11 protein-coding genes are annotated in these 15890 nt (G+C 44.2%); 7 read left to right on the top strand and 4 right to left on the bottom strand.

Going from position 1 to position 15890, the window contains the following annotated elements; translation table 11 throughout:
- Nucleotide 1: 1 nt before the first annotated feature.
- The gene (locus MHN32_RS04115) at nucleotides 2–694 is read left to right on the top strand and encodes a response regulator transcription factor (RefSeq protein WP_237117156.1); all 693 of its coding nucleotides are present in this window, start codon (nucleotides 2–4) and stop codon (nucleotides 692–694) included.
- Nucleotides 694–1947, top strand: a complete 1254-nt coding sequence (locus MHN32_RS04120; RefSeq protein WP_239420994.1) for an ATP-binding protein — start codon at nucleotides 694–696, stop codon at nucleotides 1945–1947. The genes MHN32_RS04115 and MHN32_RS04120 overlap by 1 nt, the downstream gene beginning before the upstream one ends.
- Nucleotides 1948–2038: 91 nt before the next feature.
- Here the strand turns inward: MHN32_RS04120 and MHN32_RS04125 are convergent, their stop codons facing one another.
- Nucleotides 2039–4042: a beta-propeller domain-containing protein gene (locus tag MHN32_RS04125; protein WP_211865297.1), complete on the bottom strand. Its 2004-nt coding sequence runs from the start codon at nucleotides 4040–4042 to the stop codon at nucleotides 2039–2041.
- A gap of 210 nt (nucleotides 4043–4252) precedes the next feature.
- Between MHN32_RS04125 and MHN32_RS04130 the strand changes: the two genes are divergently transcribed.
- From MHN32_RS04130 to MHN32_RS04145, 4 genes are read left to right on the top strand one after another with little or no spacing between them, the layout of a single operon-like run.
- Nucleotides 4253–5128: a MipA/OmpV family protein gene (locus tag MHN32_RS04130; RefSeq protein WP_239420995.1), complete on the top strand. Its 876-nt coding sequence runs from the start codon at nucleotides 4253–4255 to the stop codon at nucleotides 5126–5128.
- Nucleotides 5103–5507 carry a DUF3019 domain-containing protein gene (locus MHN32_RS04135; RefSeq protein ID WP_227388036.1) on the top strand — a complete coding sequence of 135 codons (405 nt, stop codon included), beginning with the start codon at nucleotides 5103–5105 and terminating at the stop codon, nucleotides 5505–5507. The genes MHN32_RS04130 and MHN32_RS04135 overlap by 26 nt, the downstream gene beginning before the upstream one ends.
- The gene (locus MHN32_RS04140) at nucleotides 5507–6196 is read left to right on the top strand and encodes a response regulator (RefSeq protein ID WP_239420996.1); all 690 of its coding nucleotides are present in this window, start codon (nucleotides 5507–5509) and stop codon (nucleotides 6194–6196) included. Before MHN32_RS04135 ends, MHN32_RS04140 begins: the two co-directional genes overlap by 1 nt.
- A 7-nt stretch (nucleotides 6197–6203) precedes the next feature.
- Complete coding sequence (locus tag MHN32_RS04145; RefSeq protein ID WP_239420997.1) at nucleotides 6204–7442, top strand: ATP-binding protein; 1239 nt, start codon at nucleotides 6204–6206, stop codon at nucleotides 7440–7442.
- A 125-nt stretch (nucleotides 7443–7567) separates the two neighbouring features.
- Here MHN32_RS04145 and MHN32_RS04150 read toward each other — a convergent pair whose 3' ends face one another.
- Genes MHN32_RS04150 through MHN32_RS04160 form a run of 3 tightly spaced genes read right to left on the bottom strand, consistent with a single transcriptional unit; the run spans nucleotide 7568 to nucleotide 12373 of the window.
- Entirely contained in the window at nucleotides 7568–8770 is a 1203-nt protein-coding gene (locus MHN32_RS04150; protein WP_239420998.1) for an MFS transporter, read from the bottom strand.
- Between the two features lie 36 nt (nucleotides 8771–8806).
- A complete protein-coding gene (locus MHN32_RS04155; protein ID WP_239420999.1) occupies nucleotides 8807–10558 on the bottom strand; it encodes an ABC transporter ATP-binding protein in 1752 nt (583 codons plus the stop codon).
- Nucleotides 10559–12373, bottom strand: a complete 1815-nt coding sequence (locus MHN32_RS04160) for an ABC transporter ATP-binding protein (RefSeq protein ID WP_206471754.1) — start codon at nucleotides 12371–12373, stop codon at nucleotides 10559–10561.
- Between the two features lie 518 nt (nucleotides 12374–12891).
- Between MHN32_RS04160 and MHN32_RS23825 the strand changes: the two genes are divergently transcribed.
- Complete coding sequence (locus MHN32_RS23825; RefSeq protein ID WP_239421000.1) at nucleotides 12892–15888, top strand: salicylate synthase; 2997 nt, start codon at nucleotides 12892–12894, stop codon at nucleotides 15886–15888.
- The last annotated feature ends 2 nt before the right edge of the window (nucleotides 15889–15890 follow it).

The following is a 15890-nucleotide window of genomic DNA, read 5'->3' on the forward strand; positions in this document are numbered from 1 at the left end:
TGTGGTAGCCGAGTTAGTCCTAATAGAAGACGATAAAGAGTTGGCCCAGTGGCTGAGTGATTACCTCTCTACCAAAGGATTTTCAGTGCGGCTATATCATGATGGTCAAGACGGGCTGGAGCACGTTTTAGCCTCTCCCCCCGACTTGGTGATTTTAGATGGTATGCTGCCAAGTTTAGATGGCTTTGAAGTCTGCAAGCAACTGCGTCTGTCGCTCAGCATCCCAATTTTGATGCTCACCGCACGGGATGAGGAAATTGACGAAATTATCGGCTTAGAAATGGGGGCTGACGACTACCTCAAAAAACCTGTAAGAGGCCGGTTATTAGAAACTCGTATCAAAGCGCTATTAAGGCGTCATCAACCTCAACACCAAGCGCCCAAAGCAACACTTGAGTTTGGCACACTCTACATTAATAAAGAAGATAGGAACGTTACCCTTGCAAAGCAGCCAGTTAACTTATCCAGCAATGAGTTTGATGCGCTTTGGGTACTTGCCAGTAAAGCCGGACAAATTGTTACCCGAGATGAGCTTACTAAAGCACTCAGAGGATTTGATTATGATGGGTTTGACCGCTCTATAGATTTGCGTATTTCGCGCTTGAGAAAGAAGCTAGGTGACGATGGCCAAGACCCATTTAAAATAAAAACGGTATGGGGTAAAGGATATCAGTTGGCGAAGGACGTGTGGTAATGTGGCGCTTTGTGTTTGCTTTACTGACCATCTTAACGCTTACAAGCGTTATCACAGGTCAGGTGTTTGATAAGCTTATCGCCGCATCCTCCGAGAGTAATGAAGCGCATTACGATCCACTTAGCACAACCGCACCAATTATTGCCGCAATGGCTAAAGACAACATACCTGAGTCACAAATTACTGCGCTTCCACTGCACCAAACAATAACCGCTCAACTTATACCAAGGGCCGACTATCCACTCCCTGCGAGCTTAAGCAGCACACTCTCACAACAGCGACTTATTTACCTCGAAAGCGAATCATCAGTAAGCGCTTGCATACTTACAAGCCAAGATAACATATACATCCTGACAATGCCGAAGCAATTTCAGACTAAATATGGCCTGCTCATGACCTTGTTGTTTTACACTATCGTTCTGATTGTTGTCGTCGCCTTTTTATCCCCATTTATTGCTAGGCTGTTAAAGCTCAAAAATGCCGCACATCAGCTGGGTAAAGGCGAACTCAACGCCCGCGTGCAAGTCGGTACGGTATGGTACTTAAAGGATATTGAGCAAGCGTTTAATCAAATGGTACGACAAATAGCCGGGTTAATGACTGACATGAAGCTATTAAGCAGCGGACTTTCTCATGAACTACGTACGCCACTTGCAAGGGTAAGAATGGGGCTAGACACACTGGTTGAAACTCATGATGATGAGCTGCGGGCACAGTACGAAGATAGGATCAACCAAAACCTTGATGAAATGGAGCAAGTGATTGATGCTATTTTAGATTACGCAAGATTGCAGCACCGCCTTGACGACGTGGAACTTCAGCCTGTTGACTTGAATGCTATGGCTCACCAGTTAGCCAATAACGCCCACCATCATGACTTAACACTAAAACTTTCGTCAAAACCTTGCTGGATAATCGGTGAAGGTCAGTACTTACGCATGCTAATCAATAACTTATTATCTAACGCGATAAAATATGCCAACGGTAAAATATCACTAGAAACCCGAGTCGATAATGACAAGGTTAAGTTTATTATTGAAGACGACGGGATAGGTATAAGTAACGAGGTTCGAGACAAAGTGTTACTACCATTTTATCGCGACAGTTCTCAATCACAATCAGGGTATGGAATTGGCTTGGCCTTTGTGCAACGTATAGTCACTCGTTTTGGTGGTACCATCGTAATTCAAAAAAGCCCCGCGCTGGGCGGGGCCAAAATCACTGTTTCGCTGATACAGACTCAGCAAAAGTAACGTTAACTCTGAAGCTGTGGTAAGCAGTGCTACAGTTCACCGCTTGGCAACGGAACAGTGTACAACAACCTAATATTCAAAGGGAGTTAGGTTAATGTGGTCCACTGTTGTCTGCAGGCGTTTGCCAATTACTCTGCCACACGTAGTTGCCATGGATATAAAGCAGTTTATCCGCCTGAATAAGCCCTCTATCTGCTTCGGTATATCCGAGTGCTTTGTCACTCGCTATGGGCGTTGCTACCTCGGCACGGCTACTCCCGCGATAACTGAGTGTTGAGTCCACGCCGTGGATAATTTCAAATGCGGCGAGATCGTTTTGGCTATACCAGTTATAACTACTTTCATTCACTTGTTCTGTATTCCAGTAAACAATCGGCAAAGTGAACCGAGTTACTGAGGCATTGTCTTTTAGCATGGCCAAAGCGCGATAATCATATTCCAGCGGTGTAAACCCCCCTGCAAATGTATGATCTTTTAATAGCTTGGGTTCAGCAGGATTTGCAACATCAAACAAACTCACTTTGGTGCCGGGCTGCACGTTTCCATCAGGGTCTCCAAGGTGCTGACCTACCCCAAGAAGCAAACCGTCACCAACAGGGTGCAAATAAGAAGAGAAACCGGGGATCTCTATACTTCCCGCGATTTTAGGCTGTGATGCGTCAGATAAGTCCAGAACGTAGAGAGGATCTATTTGTCTAAAGGTCACGATATAAGCTGTATCGTTAAAATATCTAACCGCATAAATATCTTCATCCACAAGCCCCGTATCCGGATTAACCTTGCCAATAGGGGTTGGATTTTGGCTATTTGGTAGCGTCGCCACAGTGTTGAGTTCATTCCCTTCTGGTTTGAGCATATACAACTTATGGCTATTACCGATATCTGTATCATACTGACTCGTTACTACGCGCAGAACGCCATCTTTTTCATCAAATCGAGTCGCAGCCATCGTCTCGCTGACACGAGCAAGTTGACCTTCCACCTCACCTGTTGCTTGGTATGTCACCCCTTCGTCCGTTAACAATAACTTATGTAATACTATGCCTGATGGATCCCAGATTGATGTGTTGACATCACCATCACTGCCATTAAACGAGTAATTGTAAAGATACACTGCTGTTGCAGACATATAAAAACCAAAGGTGCGCGTGCTGACGCAAGTTGTTTTCACCTCATCAGGATTGCGAATGTCAATTTCCGTGACTGTTGTTAAGCCATTATATCCATCTTGCGTGGTAGCATCTGCTGGCAAATAACAGCCATCTGCGGCAACCAGTGGCGCTACACTTCCTTGCTTTAAATTTCTAAATTGGGGTAATAAATCGTTAATGTTAGTATCCATTAAGCGATTGTAGCTTGCTACTTTGTCAGCGCTATTAAAACCATTGTAGCGTATAGTGTGGTCGGCGATAACATAGAGTTTGTCACCGATTAATCTGCTGCCAACTAATGAACCATCAATTTGAAAGCGTTTTTCGACCTCAGCCTGTGCGGGTAGGGATACGTTACTAAAAGCAAGCTCAATCACGCCTTGATAATTTACTTCAGGTTGAACATCCAGTTCAGACATACCATCAGCAAAGTCATACTCATAGTCCATTAATACGCTGATGAGTTGATTGTTTTTAAGGTAAAGATTTTGGCTTGCAAACTCTGAATCTGATACCGCTAATTCATTAACTTGTGTAGGGACATCCGTAGCCTCAGTATCCAAGATCCTAACGAAGGTTTTGCTGTCTGTATCCGTGTATGCAACGCTGGTCGAGCCGCCGATAAATAAGTAACGGCCATCGAATTTAATCCGGTCGCTTTCTGATACCCCTTCAACCAGTTGATTGGTGCCTGAGTAGGGTGCATTATCTGTGGTTGCTGATGGATTTTCTAAATCATCGCCATTATTCAACCCACCGCTGGCAACGAAAATGCCGTTTTTGATAAACTGACTAAACTGAGCTGATGAAGCTGACTTCAACGGCGCAGAGCTATTATTAAGCGCGTTAAGTTCTGGTAATTTATCTTCATCATTGTCGTTACTACCACCACATGCGCAAAGGCTAGCGGCAAGCGGAAGACTGAGCCAAATTTTGCATCTCATGATATGTTTCCTTGTAAGTTAAGTGCCAACGTAAGCCTAAACTTTCACACTAAAATTTCTGTTATCTTGGCAACTTGTTTTGTTATTTAATGTTACCCTTTCTGGTAATTTGTACAGCGACTGGTAAATTACACTGGTAGTAATAATGCGCTTTGATTGACACCTCTAAAAAGCCAGTGCAAAGCCCAAATTCAGAACTGGAGTTCCAAGTTGAATAAGTTATTAATGGCCTTAACCTTGCTGGTTACCACTCAGGTAAATGCCACGGTGGTGCCATGTGACGCCAATGACAGCGAGTGTACGCCAGTCGATGAATGGCGATTTGGCATTGCGCTTGGCGGCGGCGTGATCTCCAACCCACTCCATGACGGTGAAAATATTCCCTTGGTTGTTGTGCCCTATATTAGTTATTACGGTGAACACCTCTTTCTTGATAATGGGACTTTGGGCTATACCTTTCACTACACTGATAAATTTGATCTTAGCTTGATCGGCACGTTTAATACCGAGCAGGCCTATTTCGAAAAATTTCACCCTAGTAATATATTCGTGCAAAAAATGGGGTTTGATGCCAGCAATGAGCTACCTGGCGGTGAATTTGCCGCAGAGCAAACCGCTATCTCCTTAGACGATATCGAATCGAGAAAATGGGCCATAGATGGCGGCGTTTTAGCCCACTGGATAATAAGTGATAGCGTAAAAATCAGCGCATCATGGCTCACCGATATCACCAACACTTATCAAGGTTATAATGCCGATGTTGGGGTTAGCTATCGTTTTAGGTTCAATAATTCACCTAACACTTATGTGTTTATTAAAGCAGGGCTAAAATGGAAAAGTCGACAACTGGTGGACTATTACTACGGCATAGACAAAGCGGATACACCGAATAGTGAGCTATGGTATAAAGGCAGTTCAAGCTTCCAGCCTTATGTTAGCTTTGCCTACTCTTATCCCGTAAGTGAGTCTTGGACCTTCAAATTTAACGCTAAATATCAGCAACTTGATAGCACAACGACAGATAGCCCGATAGTCGAGGATAGCTATACCGCGACGGTTTTTGTCGGGGGAAAATATGAATTTTAGGCTGTACTTAATCACAATTATAATTTTCAGCGCACCAAGTAAAGCTTTAACCAAACCCAACAATGGCATTAAATTAGAAATAAAACCTATTACATGTATGGTGAAACAAGCAGGGCAACGCTGCGAAATGACGGCAAAAATTGCTTGGCAATCGCCCGCTAAAATGGACCTCTGTTTATTTCAGGAAAAACAAAAATTACAATGCTGGGAGCAGGCCAAGGAGGCAAAATCAACACAAATTATCCACCTCTCAAAGTCCATGCTCTTTACCCTAAAAGATGCTAAAAATAACGTTGTTGCAAAACAAAATATTGAAGTACACACAAGCGTCAACCAACAATATAGACGCAAACTCAGAAGCGATTGGAGTGTGTTTTAATGGCCAAGGTATTACTTGTCGAAGATGATGTAAAACTAGCGGAGTTAACCGCAAAGTTCTTAATCCATAATGGCTTTGAAGTCGTTCAATTACACAATGGTATTAACGCCATTAAAGCGATAGAAGCCGAAAAACCAGATATTTTAATTTTAGATATTATGCTTCCAAGCCTTGATGGTTTTTCTATTTGCAAAGCTGCACGCGGTGATTTTAAAGGGCCGGTTTTATTTCTTACCGCCAAAGATAGCGACTTCGACCATGTAAAAGGACTTGAAATCGGTGCTGATGATTACATTATCAAGCCCGTTGAGCCATATGTGCTACTCGCCCGCTTGAATGCGCTATTAAGACGCACACAAAATGATGAAGTTCAGTCTGACTCCATTACCTTAGGGGAATTACAAATAGATAAATCGGACCGTAAGGTCTACTTGGCAGGTGACGAAGTTGAACTAACCAGTTATGAATTTGATTTACTAAAGACATTGGCAGGCCATGCGGGCGAAACGCTGAGTCGAGACTATATCTATAAACATGTTGTTGGCCGCGAATATGACGGATTAGATAGAAGCGTTGATGTACGTATTAGCCGTTTACGTAAAAAACTTGGCGACAATCTAGAGCAACCTGCAAGGCTTATTACCGTGTGGGGCAAGGGCTACCTCTGCTCTAAGTCTGCTTGGGGCTAGTGTATTTGTGCTAAAACTATTGCTCAGCCTCTATTTGGCTGTGTTTACCAGCATTGTCGTTATTAACCAAGTGAGCGAAGCTATTTGGTCTCATTGGGTGCACTCCGCGCCCGATGAGTTACGACACGCAAAAGCAGTTGCTAATACGCTCAAAGCGAGTATTTCCTCACACAACTTACCCCAAGAGTCGGAAACCGTGAAAATACTCAACATGGACGATGTCGCTTGGCTTCCAGAGCAAGCCGGCACTTTAGTTCAAGGTGGTATTTTAACGAGCTTTGACGATGAAGGTAGCGCATGGCTGACTTTCAAAGTACCTGATTCAACATTACTGATGCAGCTAGGGCCATTAGCACCAGCCGCTTCAGCTGCCAATAAACAATGGGTCATCAAATTGCTTTCTTATGCCGTGCTCGCATTTTTACTTATGCTGTGGATACGGCCCTTGTGGCTTGATTTATTGCAACTGAGGTATATCACCGAAAATCTCACTCAAGGTCAACTGCCCAAAGCGACCCGACATTCCCGGTTTTCTGCTATTTCAAATTTAACCGAGCAGATCCGCGATTTGGCATCTCAAGTCGCAAGGCTAATTGAAAATCAAAAACTACTCGTTAATGCGGTTTCTCACGACCTGCGAACCCCACTTGCCAGACTCAAATTTGCTTTAGCCATGTTACCAGAGCAAAGCCGTGAGCAAGCAAACGATATGGCGGATGATGTGGTCGAAATGGAAGCCATGATAGATGAAATGCTGGCCTACGCACGGCTTGAATTTGAAGTAGATAAACTTGAAGTAACACCACTGGATCTTTGCGCGCTTGTCGACGACCAGATAAACAAACTCCGTAAGCTCACCGATAAACAAATAACTCTTAATAAAAAGAGCACACAGGTTATCGTCTCAGGTAACGCTCACTACCTCTCTCGAGCCATTCAAAATATTGTGCAAAACGCCGATAAATACGGTCGCTCAAATATCGAAATTAGTCTTGAATGTGACAAAAGCAACGCTTATCTTCATATTGAGGATGATGGCGATGGGATCCCTAAATCTCAGTGGGAATCGGTTTTTATTCCCTTCTCACGCTTAGATGAAAGTCGCAGCAAAGATAACGGTGGTTATGGCCTAGGGCTGGCTATCGTACGCAAAATCGCCACTTGGCATCGCGGCACTTGCCATGTTGGATTCTCCGAACTCGGCGGTGCTAAATTCACTCTGACTTTGCCCCGCGCTTCATCTTAAAACTCTTATCATACGCACACCTGCTGACCTATGTGCGTGTATTCAAGGCATATAGAAGTTGAAGGACGCTACCCTAAGGGATATCAACGGCTAAAGAGCAAGTTACCATCCCAAGTTTTGAGTGATTAAGCGCGAGTGCGAGCTGGGATCAGAGCGACTAATAATAGCATTCCTGCTATTAGTCCATACGGCAACCCAATCTCTATTTCATAAATAACAGTTCCAATAATCGGGCCAATTACAATACCCAGTCCTTGCGCCGCTGATATCGTTCCGGCAGCCGCGCCTTGCTCATCAGCCTCCACCGAATTGGCAGCCAAAGCAGAGACAGACGGATATATCCATCCCATACCAAAGCCAGCGACACCATAGCAAACCCAGAGCAAGATAGGCGCTGATGCAAAAATCGCAGACACAAATCCAGTGGCAGCGATGACTCCGCCGAATTGGATTAGTCGCGCAGGCTGCCATTCAAGCTTCTGGAGTGCTACTTGCGCGATAATCAGTGCCACACCAACAGTCGCAAGTGCAATCCCTGCAGCACGTGCAGTGTCAGCAGGGTCAAGCTTAAGCCTATCAAGGACAAAAAAGCCAACTGTGATCTGCGCAACAGCCACACTAAAAGCTGCTATAAAAGCCACGGTAACAGGTCGACGTAGCCTTACATCCGTTAAACGAACGCGATTGTTGCTGGGTTTTGCATGTCGTTCGTACCTTGGCAGTACCCGCCAAAGAACAATCAGGGCAATAAGGGGCAACATTGCGGAAATATACAAAGGCATACTTAAGCTAAAAGGCCCAAGTAGTCCAACAAACCCAGGACCAATCACCATACCAGCCGCACTTGACGCACCAATCCCCGCCATCGCTGCCGCGCGTTGTTTAGGCACAACATGATCCGCGACTAAAGCGGCGCAAGTCGCAGGTACCGCAGCATAAAACATCCCAGCGAATCCACGTCCAACCACTATGCCTGAAAATGCAAGCACGGGCACTAATGCGGTCTGCATCGCAAAGTCGATAAAGACTGCTAAAAATGCATAGCTAATGACAAAACCTGTAAGCCCAAAGAGTATCACCGGGCGCCGACCTTTTCGGTCACTAAGGCTTCCCCAGAACCGTGCCATAATAACCCAAGCAATTCCAGCAACGGTCATCGCCGTGCCAATTTGCCATGCTTTGAGCCCAATCACATGAGCAATAGGACCTGCTAACGCAGTAAACCCCATCACAGCCATAGTACAAACAAATGTCTCAAACATCAGCGGCTTCAGACTAAATGCATCAACCGCCTCTGGCATCCCCTCATTGTTGACTAAATTGGTCATTTGGTTTCCTTTTGATGATGGCAATACAAATTCCTTTTACACAAATTGCATAGCCTGTGTATTCCAAAGATATGTATAGTGTCCCCTCTGCGCTAACAGGCGATGGTGACAACCCGACTCCACTACTTTACCTTGCTCAAGTACAATAATGTGATCAGCACCCTCTATACTAGAAAGCCGATGTGCAATGGTCACCACGGTACGATTTTGCAACAGGTTATTCATGGCGATGATTACCTCTGATTGAGTAATAGGATCAAGTGAGGCTGTGGCTTCATCAAGCAGTACAATAGGTGCATCTTTTAATAGTGCTCGGGCAATTGCAATACGCTGTCTTTGACCGCCAGATAGCAATAAACCACCATCGCCTACTCGGGTATTTATGCCATTTGGTAACGTATCAACAAACTCTAAGCAGTTAGCCGTTTTGCACGCGTCTTTTACTTCTTCATCACTGGCATCTAGCCGACCAATACGAATGTTTTCAACAATACTGGCATCGATTAACTGAATATCTTGAAACACCATACTAACTAACTGATGCACGCCCTTGGAGCCAATATCTTTAAGATCTAGACCACCGATTTTCACACAACCTGAATTAGGGTCAAAAAAGCGGGCACACAAATTTAATAATGTAGACTTGCCACTACCAGATGCACCTACAATGGCCATTGTCGTGCCTTGTGGCACACAAAAACTCACATCATCTATGACCTTTTTAGCCCCGTGTTGAAACGATACTCGCTCAAACTCTATATCAAAATTGCTTGGTAATTGGGGGCTATCTGGCTCTACCAACACAGGCTCATTTAGAATAACCTCAAGCTTGCGCTCAGACTGCATAGCCAGACGTAAAACCGTTAGATATTCGCCAACTTCTTGAAGGGGTTCAAGTAGTTTGATTAGCAGCAGGGCAAATAGAATAGTGGTAAAATCTACGCCTGAAAAACGCTGCTCGGGTAAGGTTATGGCTAGCATTATCACAAACATACTGAGCACCATATTTAGCACTATACGATAGGTTAATACGGGGCCGGCTCCCCACATTTCCACTTGTAGGCTATGCTGCTTTGTTTTCTCTAGCTGCTTGGCAAGATGGGACAAACATGTTTGTGCTTGGTCATATAACTTGAGGGTTTTTAACGCTTCAATATAATCGGTAATAGTGCTGGCACTTTGGCGATATGATTGCTGCTTAGCGCTAGCGACTTGCACAAACTTTCGTTTCGACACCTCCATTACCCAAAATGCTAAAGGCAATAGTATCAATGCACTAAGGGCATAAATAGGATTGATAAATAACATCACCACTAGACCAATCACAGGTGTCACCAAAGCAGAAATCAGATCGGGAGCGATATGGGAAAAAATACCTTCAATTTTCTTTATATCCTCAGTGAGCATTTCTAAAAACTCACTGCTATGGGTGCGTCGCACACGACCAAGAGGCAGATGTCGTACATGATTAATCAATTTAATACGATACGCATGAACAACCTGATAACTGCCTACAAAGCTTTGGTATTGGCCTATATATGCACATATCAGTTGCATCACAAAGCAACCACCTAGCGCCATCAAATAATCCATTGGTGTTGAAAGCCAAGGCATCATTTTTGGCGTGGTTAAAAACTGCTGTTGTAGCCAGTGGAAACATAACAGCAACGGTGTAATTGCCACACTGCGTTCCAATACTCGAAAAACAACGCCAGTATAAAAGCGCCACTTGCCAGAGCTTGCATGCTCTATCACACGACCAATACTCAATAATGCTTGTCTGTCCATTTAAATCTCATAATGTATAGGTTGGAAATTTGACGAGTCTTTCATCGGACTTTGTTGCTCTCCTTCGCTTTGTTGTAGCAACCAGCTGTGACGATAATAATCACAATTCGACAACAATTCGCCATGAGTTCCCTGTGAGACAATTTTCCCCTCTTTCAAGACAAGGATCTGACCGATATTTTCAAGACCTAAATACTTGTGGGTGATCACCAAGAAAGTGGTGTTTGGATAGTACGTTTGAATAGCCTGATAGAATTTAGATTGTGTCACATTATCCATTGCGGCCGCAGCTTCATCTAAAATCACCAAAGGGGGCTCGGCCACCAAAGCACGTGCAATAGCAATACGTTGTTTTTCTCCCCCAGACAAATTTTGTCCGCGTACTTGTACCTGGGTTTCGAGGCCATCAGGCAATTGACTTATCCAAAGCTTTAGTTGAGCGACCATAATGGCGCGCTCTATCGCATCGGAGCTAATATGGTTACGGCCAAACAAAATATTGTCTCGTAGGGTACCCTCAAATAAATAACACTCTTGCGTCACCACACTCATAAAGTGTGATCGGACACTGTCACTCATTAAACACACATCCTGCCCGAATAGTTGCACTTTACCTGATGAAGGAGACAATAAACCACATGCCAACATCGCAAGCGTGGATTTACCATTACCAGATGCACCGACTATAACATTCAATGAATTGGGTACTAGCTTAAAGTGCACGCCCGCCAAAACCTGATGAGATTGGTAAGCAAAATCCACGTGATGAAACTGCATCAGCGGCAACCTTTTATCAACTTTAACAGGTGTGCTAGCTGAATTAGAAAAGCGCGCCATGTAGATAGGCGTGATCCGTTTAACGCCAGCTAGTAACTCGTTTGCTTCCATAAAAAAACGACTCACTTTGATGATTGGGTTAAGCATGCCAACAGCCAGTAATATACTTAAAATAACCTGCTCAGTAGTGACACTTTGCGCACTATGTAAACTAATCGCTGCGGGTAGCAAGCAAACAAAAGATCCACTCAGCAATGCGGTGTATAACGTCCAGCCAGGTACCGTTTGGCCGGTGAGTTCGAGTACCAACTTTTGGTATTGATCCAACTTTCGATTTAAAACGGCAAATCGTTTACTGTCTAAATTATATAGCTTCATCAACGGCATATTTTTAACGTAGTCACTTAGTGTCGTGGTCAAATCCTCTGACACAAGGCTAAACCGCTCGTACTGACCTGCTGTTTTATGCATAAATAAACCACTAACAAAAAATGCTAGCGGCACAACAACAACCGCACTGAGTGCAAGCCGCCAATCTATAAATGCGATCACCGTAAAGACGACACAAGGTGTAAGGATTGCGTTAAACAACTCAACACTTTGATGGGCTATAAAGTTTTCAATATGCTCAACATCTTGCAATATATTTTGTTTTAAAACGGCGGGGTTTTGAGCACTGAGCCATAGCAACGACATATTTGCCAATTGGGTTGCGAGTGTCATTCTAACTTTAGTGAGCGCCTTAAAAGAGACTTGGTGGCTGAAGTAATAGGCGCCCATAGCACACCCTGATTTCAATAAAATCGCGCCACAAATCCCTGCAGCAATCCATAACAATTGTTCAATCGAAGCCGATAAAGGATTAAGTAAGGCTTGAATAGAAAGAAATAACAAATACACAGGCACGATTTCAAGCAAAGTGACAAGCACCATTAGGCTAAAAGCTATCAACATTTTGCCTTTATAAGGTGCACAGATAGCAAAAATAATTGACCAGGGACTGCAATGTCCCTCGGTTTCATGCGATTCAACACGCATATACCTACTCCTTTAAATGCGGTTAAAAATCTGTCGTATAAACTAACCCTAAGCGGTATTAAAATCGTGCAACAACGCAAATATGCTCTTGCCGATCCCATAGCTTTTAGAGATATCAGGTTTATATCAACCAAACGTGCAACTTGAACAGCAGAGTCAATCATTAAATACTAGAACAAATACCTAGTTTGTATCTCTGGTTTATGCTGCCACTTTTACCACACCGTGATTTATCTAAGCACAATAAAAAATAGCGCTAAGCCTATTGCAGCAACCCTGACAACGCTCCCCTTATCAGTTCAATATCCCCCAGATCGGAAATAAGTATAAGTTCTCTGATATCCACGCAAATTTTCCCGAAAAAATTACCGATTGGGGCATACAACAACTTTTTGGGGTGGGAACAAATTGTCCAAAAACATATTTTTTGGGCAAGAAAACTTCATGACAAATAACACTCGCAGTTGCCTCGACTCAAAAAATAAACCGCGACCGTGCTTCATAACCGGAGAACAATAGTGAAAACAACAACTGATACGCCAGTCCGACCGAAGGCTGAGCAAGACCTCTATATTGAAAAAAATATTTGGCAGCAACAAAGTCTTGGTTCCCTTGTCGCCGATTGGCGGTCTCAATTTTCAGATAACGTCGCCCTGATTGAAGGTGAAACTGAGCTCACTTACACTCAATTTGAGCAACGCGTGGTAGCGCGCCGTGCTGGATTTTGCAATTTAGGCTTAAAAGCCGGCGACCACGTGATGATGCAATTGCCTAATTCTCTCGATTTTGTAATTAGTTGCTTCGCAATGTTCCAATTAGGTGTCATCCCAATTTTGGCCATGCCCGCGCAGCGTGAGTCCGATATTGTAGCGTTGTGTGAACTCAGTAACCCTGTAGCATACGTAGTGCCAAGCAGTTATTTGGGTCACGATTATATTGCCATGGCCCAACGTATTGTGTCCAAATGTTCAAGTATTGAGCATGTCTTGGTCACGAGTGATACACCAAGCGATACCCCGTATACATCCCTTTCTCAGTTAGACAGCACCGAGCCCATGCAGGTTTCTAATATTGATCCAACATCCACGGCACTCATGTTGCTTTCTGGTGGTACTACAGGTACCCCTAAACTTATTCCACGCAGTCACAATGACTATTACTTCAATGCCAAAGCTTCTGCCAAGCTATGTCAATTTGATGAGCAAACCACTTATTTAGCGGTTTTACCAATCGCCCATAATTTCCCTTTGGCATGTCCCGGGATCATTGGCACGCTTTGTCAGGGTGGAACAGTGGTGCTGTGTCCAACACCTGGGCCAGACGAAGCGTTTCCACTTATAGAACAACACAAAGTTACTCACACCGCTTTGGTACCCGCTTTAACGAAACTATGGCTTGAGGCTAAACAATGGGATGACACCGATATAAGTAGCCTGCAACTGCTGCAAGTGGGTGGTGCTAAATTCACTGCCGAGCAAGCGACACAAGTGCCTGATGTACTTGGTTGTCAACTGCAACAAGTGTTTGGTATGGCCGAGGGATTACTGTGCTTCACCCGCCTGGATGATCCGTTAAATGAAGTGATGCATACCCAAGGCCGCCCACTTTGCGACCTCGATCAAATACGCATTGTTGACGAACAAGACAACCCCGTCGCTCGAGGTAGTGTTGGTGAGCTGCAAACCAAAGGTCCTTATACCATCGCGGGTTACTACAAAGCACAAGCACATAACCAAACAACCTTTACCACTGACGGCTTTTACCGTACGGGTGATTTGGTTCGTATGAACCCAGCTGGCAACCTAATTGTTGAAGGGCGGATCAAAGAACAGATTAACCGCGCAGGAGAAAAAATCGCTGTCGCAGAAATAGAACAACGCCTGCTCTCCCACCCCTATATTGATGAAGCCATACTAGTGCCCGTACCAGACGCATATCTTAGCGAACGTAGCTGTGCTTGCATTATTTCTAGTCAGCCTGTTTCCCTCAGTGAGGTTTATCAACTACTGCAAGAACAGCAGGTTGCGCGCTTTAAATATCCAGATCAAATCATTTCGCTCAGCTTTTGGCCACTCACTGCTATAGGAAAGATAAATAAAAAAGCACTAATAAAACGTGCTGAAGATGAGTATGTAGAGACCACCATGAATCAGTTAAAACCAATACCCTATGTTGAAAAAACCATCTCTGTCCAGTCAACTTTAGCGCAGTTAGCCCCGAGTATTTCTGAGCTCAGTAATCATCCATTTAAAGCCGTATACGAGTGTAAATCTGCTTGGTCTGTTGGCCTTGGCAAAGTAGCTGAACTGCACTCTAACGGCAACGAAATAACCTTACAACAAGGTGAAAAGACAAAACACTTTAATGGCAAGCCTTTTCCCGAGCTGATGGCGCAGGCCCTGCAAAGTATTCAATTCGAAAACTGGCGCTTATATGGCGTAGCTAAGTTTGAACTAGCCAGCGTATTTCACGGTATTCAAACACGCACTGAGCATGAAAAGTCTTTACAATTATTTGTGCCAAAACTAGAGGTACGCCTTGAAGCAAATAAAGCGATATTGCGCGCGTTGACTGAGGCTGACCTCAAAGCGCTTGAAACATTAGTGTTAAAAGCAGATACATCATGCGTACAAACGGAAAGTACGGCTGCCTTTAAGCCTCTAAAAACACCACAGATCAACACGCAATATAAAGATGAATATAAAACATCGGTTGCTAAAGCCATTGAAGAAATTTGCAACAGGCAATATCAAAAAGTGATCTTGTCTCGCCGTATTCATGTATCGGACAGCATTTGCTTGAATAAGAGCTTCCGCTACGGCCGTTTACATAATTCCCCTGCACGCTCATTCCTCTACCAGCTAAACGACTTTTCAATTGCAGGTTTCAGCCCAGAAACCCTACTTGAAGCCAGCAATAAGGGATATATCAGCACACAGCCCCTAGCTGGTACTCGCTCACTAGGTAACTCGCCACAAGAAGAGCAGCAGCTGCGAGAAGAACTTCTTAACGACACCAAAGAAATAGCCGAGCACGCTGTATCAGTAAAATTAGCCCAAGAAGAATTGGAGCAAATATGTGAACCCAGTTCAATTTCGGTAAGTGAATTTATGGCTGTGCGCCGTCGCGGCAGTGTACAACACCTAGCCTCTCGCGTCTGCGGTCAACTAAGTAATGGTAAAAACCCATGGCATGCATTTCAAGCGCTCTTCCCTGCGGTTACGGCGTCAGGGATCCCAAAACGTGAGGCCATAGAAGCCATATTGCGCCTTGAACCAAATAGCAGAGATTGGTACAGCGGCTGTGTAATGATTGTAGATAATGACGGGTTTATGGACTCAGCTTTAGTGCTGCGTTCAATTTATCGCGCCAATAACAGTACATGGCTACAAGCTGGCGCTGGTGTCATTGACCAATCTAAGCCTGAGCGTGAATTGACAGAAACCATCGAAAAACTCAGTTGCATCGCCAACTACCTAATTGATGAAAAAACGTTAGAAGAGGCGCAGAGCTAACA

It is taken from the genome of Pseudoalteromonas sp. Of11M-6 (assembly GCF_022347905.1).
Classification (GTDB): domain Bacteria; phylum Pseudomonadota; class Gammaproteobacteria; order Enterobacterales; family Alteromonadaceae; genus Pseudoalteromonas.

Coding starts and splice junctions, on each gene's coding strand:
- MHN32_RS04160 (WP_206471754.1), bottom strand. CDS start 12,373: ATGCGTGTTGAATCGCATGAAACCGAGGGACATTGCAGTCCCTGGTCA.
- MHN32_RS04155 (WP_239420999.1), bottom strand. CDS start 10,558: ATGGACAGACAAGCATTATTGAGTATTGGTCGTGTGATAGAGCATGCA.
- MHN32_RS04125 (WP_211865297.1), bottom strand. CDS start 4,042: ATGAGATGCAAAATTTGGCTCAGTCTTCCGCTTGCCGCTAGCCTTTGC.
- MHN32_RS04120 (WP_239420994.1), top strand. CDS start 694: ATGTGGCGCTTTGTGTTTGCTTTACTGACCATCTTAACGCTTACAAGC.
- MHN32_RS04150 (WP_239420998.1), bottom strand. CDS start 8,770: ATGACCAATTTAGTCAACAATGAGGGGATGCCAGAGGCGGTTGATGCA.
- MHN32_RS04140 (WP_239420996.1), top strand. CDS start 5,507: ATGGCCAAGGTATTACTTGTCGAAGATGATGTAAAACTAGCGGAGTTA.